Here is a 7,173-nt window from a genome sequence, read left to right on the forward strand (position 1 = left end):
GCGGATCGGCGGGCCCGCCGGGGACTCAGCCCTGGCGCTGCTTGTGACGCGGGTTGCTCTTGCAGATCACCATGACGCGGCCGTGACGGCGGATCACCTTGCAGTGATCGCAGATGGGCTTGACGCTGGGGTTGACCTTCATGATGTTTCCTGTTCGCTGTCTTCGTACCGCCCCAGGCAGGGGCAGGCCGTTACTTCTCGACCGATCAGCGGTAGCGGTAGACGATACGGCCGCGGGTCAGGTCGTAGGGGCTGAGCTCCACGACCACACGGTCCTCGGGGATGATACGGATGTAGTTCTGCCGCATCTTGCCGGAGATCGTTGCAAGGACCTTGTGTCCGTTGCTGAGCTCAACGCGGAACATCGCGTTGGGCAGAGCCTCGGAGATCACGCCCTCGATCTCGATGACACCGTCTTTCTTAGCCATAGCCTCGCTGACGCTTCTGCAGATCGGTCGATCTGCGGTGGGTGATTGGGTTTGTGGTGCTGCGCCGACGGACACGCCGAATCAAGGCACAAAGCACCAAAGATCTATGTTAGACGCTCCGGAGTCATCCGGCAACTTGACCGCCCGTGGCGGACAGCTGTCGGATCAACCGATCAGCTTCTCCATCTCGGTGATCTCGCCGGCCTGCAGGTCGAGGCGCTTGCCGTTGACCTCGATGGTCGGCGTGCCGCCGATTTCATGAGCCTTCGCCTGCGCCGCTCCGAACTTGCGATAGGTCTCGTCAGTGATGCACGAGACCGCATCGTCAGCGCCGACCTGCGATGCGAAGTCGGCGAGCTGATCCGTGGTGAGACCCGCGGAATTCTCTGCCGGCTGGTTGTCGAACAGCGTCTTGGAGTAGTCGAGGTAGAGATCCGGGTTCGACTCCGCAACGCAGAAGGCCGCGCCGGCGGAGCGAGACGAGTACTCGGTGCCCTGCGAGTAGCGGTCCAGAATCGCGATGGGGTGGTACTCGAGGGTGATGCGACCGTCGGCGGCAGCGGCTTCCAGCTGCTCGCCGTACTGCTCCTCGAAGCTGGCGCAGATCGGGCACTGGAAGTCGACGAAGACCGCGACAGTGTCCTCACCGTCACCGAACGAGATCGCACCGGTCTCTGAGTTGAACGTGTCGTTGGCCTTCGGTGCCGCGCCGGGCGAGGTGGCCTGGTTGTTGAGGAACACCACGAGTCCACCGATCGCCACCAGCACCACGACCACGGCGATGGAGACGCCGATCGCGAACCAGTTGGTGTTGCTCTTCGCCGCTGCCATTACTTTCCGATCTCTCGAGGCTCGACTCCGAATGGAGCGAGTCCGGCTCTTCCGCCATCGGGCGCAGTCAGCACCCAGATACCCCCATCATGCAGGGCGACGCTATGTTCCCAATGGGAGCCGTCCGTTCCGTCGACCGTCGTGACGGTCCAGTCATCGTCCTCGATGAACGTCGAATCCCCACCCGCGGTGACCATCGGCTCGATCGCGAGCACGAGACCGGGTTTGACGTCTTCGCCACGGTCGGGCGTGCGGTAGTTGAAGACACTGGGGGCTTCGTGCATCTTGCGGCCGATGCCGTGCCCGACATACTCACGGAGGATGCCGTACGGGTCCCCCGACACCGCCGATGGGCCCTGAGCCTCGATGTAGTCCTGGATGGCCGCGCCGATCTCATCGATCGACGAGACGGATGCCATCGCGGCGATCCCCGCCCACATGGATCCCTCGGTCACGCGGGAGAGCTCTTCGCGCTGCGCGACCAGTTCCGGCCGCTCCGGGTCGGGAACCACGACCGTGATCGCACTGTCGCCGTTCCAGCCCTTGAACTGCGCGCCGCAGTCGACCGAGACGATGTCGCCGGGCTGCAGCACGCGCTCACCCGGGATCCCGTGCACGACCTGCTCGTTCACCGAGATGCACGTCGTGTGGTGGTAGCCGCGCACCAGCTGGAAGTTCGACTCCGCGCCGCGGGCCAGGATCGTGCGGTTGGCCATCGCGTCCAGCTCGAGGGTCGTCACGCCGGCCTTGATCAGCGGGCGGACGGCATCCAGCGCTGCGGCCGTGATGAGCCCAGGCTCCACCATCGCTCGCAGCTGAGCCGGGGTCTTGTAGATCGACCGGCGGAACATCTCAGGAGGCGGAGGCCGCGAGGCGCAGGCCGCGGGCGGCCAGAGCCGCCGTGATCCGCTCGGTGACGTCGTCGAGAGCGCCGGTACCGTCGATGCGGTCGACGATGCCCTTGGCATCGTACACCTCGATGATCGGAGCGGTCTCCCGCTCGTAGATGTCGAGACGGTGGCCGATGGCCTCCGGGGTGTCGTCGGAGCGGCCCTGCTCGGTGGCGCGGAGCGTCAGACGCTCCAGGCTCTCCTCACGTGGCACGTCGAGGAGGATGACCGCGTCGAGCGACTCCCCCCGCCCCGCGAGGAACGACTCCAGGTGGGCGACCTGCGCAGTGTTTCGCGGGTACCCGTCGAGCAGGAACCCGTGGGCTGCATCGTCCTGCGACAGTCGGTCGCGCACGATCTCGCTCGTCAGCTCGTCCGGAACGAGGTCACCCTTGTCGAGGATCGCCGTGACCTGCTGGCCCAGCGGTGTCCCCTCCTTGATGTTCGCGCGGAAGATGTCACCGGTCGAGACGACCGGGATGCCGTAGGACTCGGCGATGCGCACGCCCTGCGTGCCCTTGCCGGAGCCCTGCGGGCCGACGATGAGAAGACGTGCGGATGCTGTCATCGGAGGAGCCCTTCATAGTGTCGCTGCTGCAGCTGAGCGTCGATCTGCTTGACCGTCTCGAGACCCACACCCACGATGATGAGGATCGAGGCGCCGCCGAACGGGAAGTTCTGGTTAGCGCCGACCGTGGCCAGTGCGATCAGCGGGATGAGCGCGATCAGACCGAGGTACAGCGAGCCCGGGAGCGTGATGCGGGTGAGCACGTAGTCGAGGTACTCGGCGGTCGGGCGACCCGCACGGATGCCGGGGATGAACCCGCCGTACTTCTTCATATTGTCCGCGACCTCGACCGGGTTGAACGTGATCGCCACGTAGAAGTAGGTGAAGCCGATGATCAGCAGGAAGTAGGCGGCCATGTACACCGGGCTGTTGCCGGTGGTGAAGTTCGCGGTGATCCAGCTGACCCACTCGGGCGGCGTGGATCCGTCCTGCGGAGTGTTGAACTGCGCGATGAGAGCCGGGATGTACAGCAGCGACGACGCGAAGATCACGGGGATCACACCCGCCATGTTCACCTTGATCGGGATGTACGTGTTGGTGCCGCCGTACGTGCGACGACCGACCATGCGCTTGGCGTACTGCACGGGGATCCGTCGCTGGGATTGCTCGACGAAGACGACGAGCCCCATGACGATGATTCCCACCAGCAGCACGAGGAGGAAGACCTCGAAGCCCTTGGTCTGCCAGATGAGGCCCATGGCACCGGGGAACGTCGCGGCGATGGAGGTGAAGATGAGCAGCGACATGCCGTTGCCGATGCCGCGCTCGGTGACCAGCTCGGCGAACCACATGATGAGACCGGTACCGGCCGTCATGGTCATGATGATGAGCAGCTGCGCCCACCACACGTCATTGGTCAGCAACTGCTGGCAGGCGGCGAGATCGGTGGATCCGAACAGCTGGCCACTTCGCGCCACCGTCACGAGCGTCGTCGACTGGAGGAGCGCGAGCGCGATGGTGAGGTACCGCGTGTACTGGGTCAGACGGGCCTGACCGGCCTGTCCTTCCTTGTGCAGCGCCTCGAAGTGCGGGATCACCACGCGAAGGAGCTGGGTGATGATCGTCGCCGTGATGTACGGCATGACGCCGAGCGCGAAGATCGACAGCTGCAGCAGCGCGCCACCGGAGAAGAGGTTGACCAGTCCGAGCAGGCCGTCGGTGCCCGCGTTCGCCGCGAGGCACTCCTCGACGTTCGGGAAGTTCACGAACGGCGCAGGGACGTTGGAGCCGAGACGGTAGATCGCGATGATGGCGAGGGTGAAACCGATCTTCCGACGCAGGTCCGGGGTGCGGAAGATCCGCGCGATGGCGCTAAACAAGGACGTTCCTCCTGAAAAGTTGCCGATTCCCGAAGGACGGCTGAAAGACCAGGGTAACGCAATCCGGGGTTCCCGGAATTCGTCACCGATACCAGGCCCGCCGGATGCGGCCCCAGAGCGAGGTCTCGGAGTGTGAAACGACGAGAGGGGCCGGAGAATCTCCGGCCCCTCTCATCTTGCGGTTACTTGACGGATCCGCCCGCCGCGACGATCTTCTGCTCGGCAGAACCCGAGACCTTGTCGACCGAAACGGTGAGCTTCACGGCGATGTCGCCGTTTCCGAGAACCTTGACCTTCTCGTTCTTGCGAACGGCACCCTTGGCGACCAGGTCGCCGATGGTGACATCGCCACCCTTGGGGTACAGCTCCGCGAGCTTCTCCAGGTTCACGACCTGGTACTCGACGCGGAACGGGTTCTTGAACCCGCGCAGCTTCGGGGTGCGCATGTGCAGCGGCATCTGCCCACCCTCGAAGCCGACGCGAACGGTGTTGCGCGCCTTGGTGCCCTTGGTACCACGACCGGCGGTCTTACCCTTGGAGCCCTCACCACGGCCGACGCGAGTCTTGGCGGTGTTGGATCCGGGGACCGGACGCAGGTGGTGCACCTTCAGGACGCCGGGGCGGGATGCCGGAGCATCCTTCGCAGGCGCAGCCTTCTTGGCGGCCGGTTTCTTGGCCGGAGCGTCAGCCTTGGCGGCGGACGCAGCGGTCTTGGCCGGAGCCTTCTTCGCGGCGGGCTTCTTCTCAGCGGCAGCCTTGGGAGCTGCAGCCTTCTTCGGGGCCTTCTCAGCCTCGACGGCCTCGTTCTTCTCAGCCATTAGTCGATCTCCTCAACCTTGACGAGGTGTGCGACGGTCTTGACGTAACCGCGCGTCTGCGCGTCGTCGGGGCGGACGGTGGTGTCACCGATCCGCTTGAGACCGAGGCTGCGCAGCGTGTCACGCTGGTTCTGCTTCTCGCTCACCTTGGACTTGATCTGCGTGACCTTCAGTCGCGCGGCCATCAGGCACCTACCTTCTGTGCGGCGATGGCCTCGGCCTCTGCGCGCACGAGGCGGGCAGGGGCGACCTGGTCGAACTCGAGGCCACGACGCGCGGCGACCGCACGAGGCTCCTCGAGCTGCTTCAGGGCCGTGACCGTCGCGTGCACGATGTTGATCGTGTTCGACGAGCCGAGCGACTTCGACAGCACGTCGTGGATACCGGCGCACTCGAGCACGGCGCGGACCGGACCACCGGCGATGACACCGGTACCGGCAGCGGCCGGACGGAGCAGGACCACACCTGCGGCGGCCTCACCCTGCACGGGGTGCGGGATGGTGCTGCCGACGCGCGGAACGCGGAAGAAGTTGCGCTTGGCCTCTTCGACACCCTTCGAGATCGCCAGGGGGACCTCTCGGGCCTTGCCGTAGCCGACGCCGACCAGACCGTTGCCGTCACCGACGACCACGAGGGCGGTGAAGCTGAAGCGACGACCACCCTTCACGACCTTCGAGACACGGTTGATCGTGACGACGCGCTCCAGGAACTGGTTGTCACCACGGTCGCGCGAGTTGCGGTCGCGGCCACCCTGGTTGCGGTCACCGCGGCCACCGCGGCGGCCATCACGCTGATCGCGAGCCGGCTCTGCCTGCGTGGTGCCCGCAGCCGTCTCGGAAGTGGCAGCTGCCGCTTCGGTCACTTCGTTCTCCTTGTTGTCACTCACAGTGCCAGACCCCCTTCGCGGGCGCCGTCGGCGATGGCGGCGACACGACCGGCGTAGCGGTTGCCGCCACGGTCGAACACTGCCTCGGAAACGCCGGCAGCCTTCGCACGCTCGGCGAGGAGCTCGCCGACCTTGCGGGCCTTGGCGGTCTTGTCACCCTCGAGCGAACGCAGGTCGGTCTCGAGCGTCGAAGCCGACGCGACGGTGTGACCCTTGCTGTCGTCGACCAGCTGCACGAAGACGTGGCGGGCCGAGCGGTTGACGACGAGGCGCGGACGCACCTCGGTGCCGACGACCTTCTTGCGAAGGCGGGCGTGACGACGCGCGCGGGCGTCAGACTTTGACTTGAGAGCCATGGTTACTTACCACTCTTTCCGGCCTTGCGACGCACGTTCTCGCCGGCGTAGCGCACACCCTTGCCCTTGTACGGCTCGGGCTTGCGGATCTTGCGGATGTTGGCAGCTGCCTCGCCGACAGCCTGCTTGTCGATCCCGCTGACGGTGAGCTTGGTGGTGCCCTCGACCGTGAGCGTGATGCCGGCGGGCGGGTCGATCAGGACCGGGTGCGAGAAGCCGAGGGCGAACTCGACCGAGCTCCCCTTCTGCTGCACGCGGTAACCGGTGCCGACGACCTCGAGACCCTTGGTGTAGCCCTGGGTCACGCCGATGATGTTGTTGTTGATGAGCGTGCGGGTCAGGCCGTGAAGCGACCGAGACTCGCGCTCGTCGTCGGGACGGGAGACCAGAACCTGGTTCTCCTCGACCGCGACCTCGATGGGGTTGGCCACCGTGAGGGTGAGCTCACCCTTGGGGCCCTTCACCGAGACCACGCGGCCTGCGACCGAAACGGTCACGCCCGCGGGAACGTCGATGGGAAGTCGTCCAATACGCGACATTTCGAATTACCACACGTAGGCGAGAACTTCTCCGCCCACGCCCTTCTGCTCAGCCTGACGGTCGGTGAGAAGACCGGAGGAGGTGGACAGGATGGCCACGCCGAGGCCGCCGAGGACCGTGGGGAGCTCGGTGGACTTCGCGTAGACGCGGAGGCCGGGCTTCGAGACGCGCTTGATACCAGCGATCGAGCGCTCACGGTTGGGGCCGTACTTCAGCGTCAGCGTGAGGTTCTGTCCGACGCGAGCGTCAGAGGTCTCCCAGCCGGCGATGTAGCCCTCCTGCTGGAGGATCTGAGCGATGTTCGTCTTGAGCTTGCTCGACGGCAGGGTCACGGAATCGTGGTGCGCCGAGTTCGCGTTACGCAGACGGGTCAGCAGATCTGCGACCGGGTCTGTCATTGTCATTGTTGTTTTCCTTTGTTCATGAGGTTCCGGCTGCCGTTACACGACAGACGGCCTGCGATGACACGCAATCTTCAATTGTAGGTGCATGTCGGCGAGTACTTCGACAGGCTCAGCAACCCATGGGTCCCTGAGC

At 65.3% G+C, this 7,173-nt stretch carries 12 protein-coding genes; all 12 read right to left on the minus strand.

Annotation, left to right across the window (positions count from 1 at the left end; all coding sequences use genetic code 11):
* Positions 1-25: 25 nt before the first annotated feature.
* The 12 genes from rpmJ to rpsH all read right to left on the minus strand — a co-directional run bounded on the left by rpmJ (position 26) and on the right by rpsH (position 7,040).
* Positions 26-142: a 50S ribosomal protein L36 gene (gene rpmJ / locus ACNPM4_RS12695; protein ID WP_005050492.1), complete on the minus strand. Its 117-nt coding sequence runs from the start codon at positions 140-142 to the stop codon at positions 26-28.
* 64 nt (positions 143-206) lie between these two features.
* A complete protein-coding gene (gene infA, locus ACNPM4_RS12700) occupies positions 207-428 on the minus strand; it encodes a translation initiation factor IF-1 (RefSeq protein ID WP_017201569.1) in 222 nt (73 codons plus the stop codon).
* Between the two features lie 165 nt (positions 429-593).
* Positions 594-1,259 carry a DsbA family protein gene (locus ACNPM4_RS12705; protein ID WP_029260931.1) on the minus strand — a complete coding sequence of 222 codons (666 nt, stop codon included), beginning with the start codon at positions 1,257-1,259 and terminating at the stop codon, positions 594-596.
* On the minus strand, positions 1,259-2,110 hold the full coding sequence (gene map, locus ACNPM4_RS12710; protein WP_372469107.1) for a type I methionyl aminopeptidase: 852 nt from the start codon (positions 2,108-2,110) through the stop codon (positions 1,259-1,261). The genes ACNPM4_RS12705 and map overlap by 1 nt, the downstream gene beginning before the upstream one ends.
* Position 2,111: 1 nt before the next feature.
* Positions 2,112-2,717, minus strand: coding sequence for an adenylate kinase (locus tag ACNPM4_RS12715; RefSeq protein ID WP_448985924.1), 606 nt, complete (start codon positions 2,715-2,717; stop codon positions 2,112-2,114).
* A complete protein-coding gene (secY, locus tag ACNPM4_RS12720) occupies positions 2,714-4,036 on the minus strand; it encodes a preprotein translocase subunit SecY (protein WP_029260928.1) in 1,323 nt (440 codons plus the stop codon). The genes ACNPM4_RS12715 and secY overlap by 4 nt, the downstream gene beginning before the upstream one ends.
* Before the next feature lie 182 nt (positions 4,037-4,218).
* Positions 4,219-4,854, minus strand: coding sequence for a 50S ribosomal protein L15 (gene rplO, locus ACNPM4_RS12725; protein WP_036302867.1), 636 nt, complete (start codon positions 4,852-4,854; stop codon positions 4,219-4,221).
* Entirely contained in the window at positions 4,854-5,039 is a 186-nt protein-coding gene (gene rpmD / locus ACNPM4_RS12730) for a 50S ribosomal protein L30 (protein WP_017201575.1), read from the minus strand. The genes rplO and rpmD overlap by 1 nt, the downstream gene beginning before the upstream one ends.
* A complete protein-coding gene (rpsE, locus tag ACNPM4_RS12735) occupies positions 5,039-5,740 on the minus strand; it encodes a 30S ribosomal protein S5 (RefSeq protein WP_029260927.1) in 702 nt (233 codons plus the stop codon). The genes rpmD and rpsE overlap by 1 nt, the downstream gene beginning before the upstream one ends.
* Complete coding sequence (rplR, locus tag ACNPM4_RS12740) at positions 5,737-6,096, minus strand: 50S ribosomal protein L18 (protein WP_029260926.1); 360 nt, start codon at positions 6,094-6,096, stop codon at positions 5,737-5,739. Before rplR ends, rpsE begins: the two co-directional genes overlap by 4 nt.
* A gap of 2 nt (positions 6,097-6,098) precedes the next feature.
* The gene (gene rplF / locus ACNPM4_RS12745) at positions 6,099-6,635 is read right to left on the minus strand and encodes a 50S ribosomal protein L6 (protein WP_029260925.1); all 537 of its coding nucleotides are present in this window, start codon (positions 6,633-6,635) and stop codon (positions 6,099-6,101) included.
* A 6-nt stretch (positions 6,636-6,641) separates the two neighbouring features.
* Entirely contained in the window at positions 6,642-7,040 is a 399-nt protein-coding gene (gene rpsH / locus ACNPM4_RS12750; RefSeq protein WP_029260924.1) for a 30S ribosomal protein S8, read from the minus strand.
* Positions 7,041-7,173: the final 133 nt, after the last annotated feature.

It is taken from the genome of Microbacterium umsixpiens (genome assembly GCF_053543675.1).

Excerpts from the sequence above, each read along its gene's own strand:
- rpmJ (WP_005050492.1), bottom strand. The coding sequence starts at position 142 with ATGAAGGTCAACCCCAGCGTCAAGCCCATCTGCGATCACTGCAAGGTG.
- infA (WP_017201569.1), bottom strand. The coding sequence starts at position 428 with ATGGCTAAGAAAGACGGTGTCATCGAGATCGAGGGCGTGATCTCCGAG.
- ACNPM4_RS12705 (WP_029260931.1), bottom strand. The coding sequence starts at position 1,259 with ATGGCAGCGGCGAAGAGCAACACCAACTGGTTCGCGATCGGCGTCTCC.
- map (WP_372469107.1), bottom strand. The coding sequence starts at position 2,110 with ATGTTCCGCCGGTCGATCTACAAGACCCCGGCTCAGCTGCGAGCGATG.
- ACNPM4_RS12715 (WP_448985924.1), bottom strand. The coding sequence starts at position 2,717 with ATGACAGCATCCGCACGTCTTCTCATCGTCGGCCCGCAGGGCTCCGGC.
- rplO (WP_036302867.1), bottom strand. The coding sequence starts at position 4,854 with ATGGCTGAGAAGAACGAGGCCGTCGAGGCTGAGAAGGCCCCGAAGAAG.
- rpmD (WP_017201575.1), bottom strand. The coding sequence starts at position 5,039 with ATGGCCGCGCGACTGAAGGTCACGCAGATCAAGTCCAAGGTGAGCGAG.
- rplR (WP_029260926.1), bottom strand. The coding sequence starts at position 6,096 with ATGGCTCTCAAGTCAAAGTCTGACGCCCGCGCGCGTCGTCACGCCCGC.
- rplF (WP_029260925.1), bottom strand. The coding sequence starts at position 6,635 with ATGTCGCGTATTGGACGACTTCCCATCGACGTTCCCGCGGGCGTGACC.
- rpsH (WP_029260924.1), bottom strand. The coding sequence starts at position 7,040 with ATGACAATGACAGACCCGGTCGCAGATCTGCTGACCCGTCTGCGTAAC.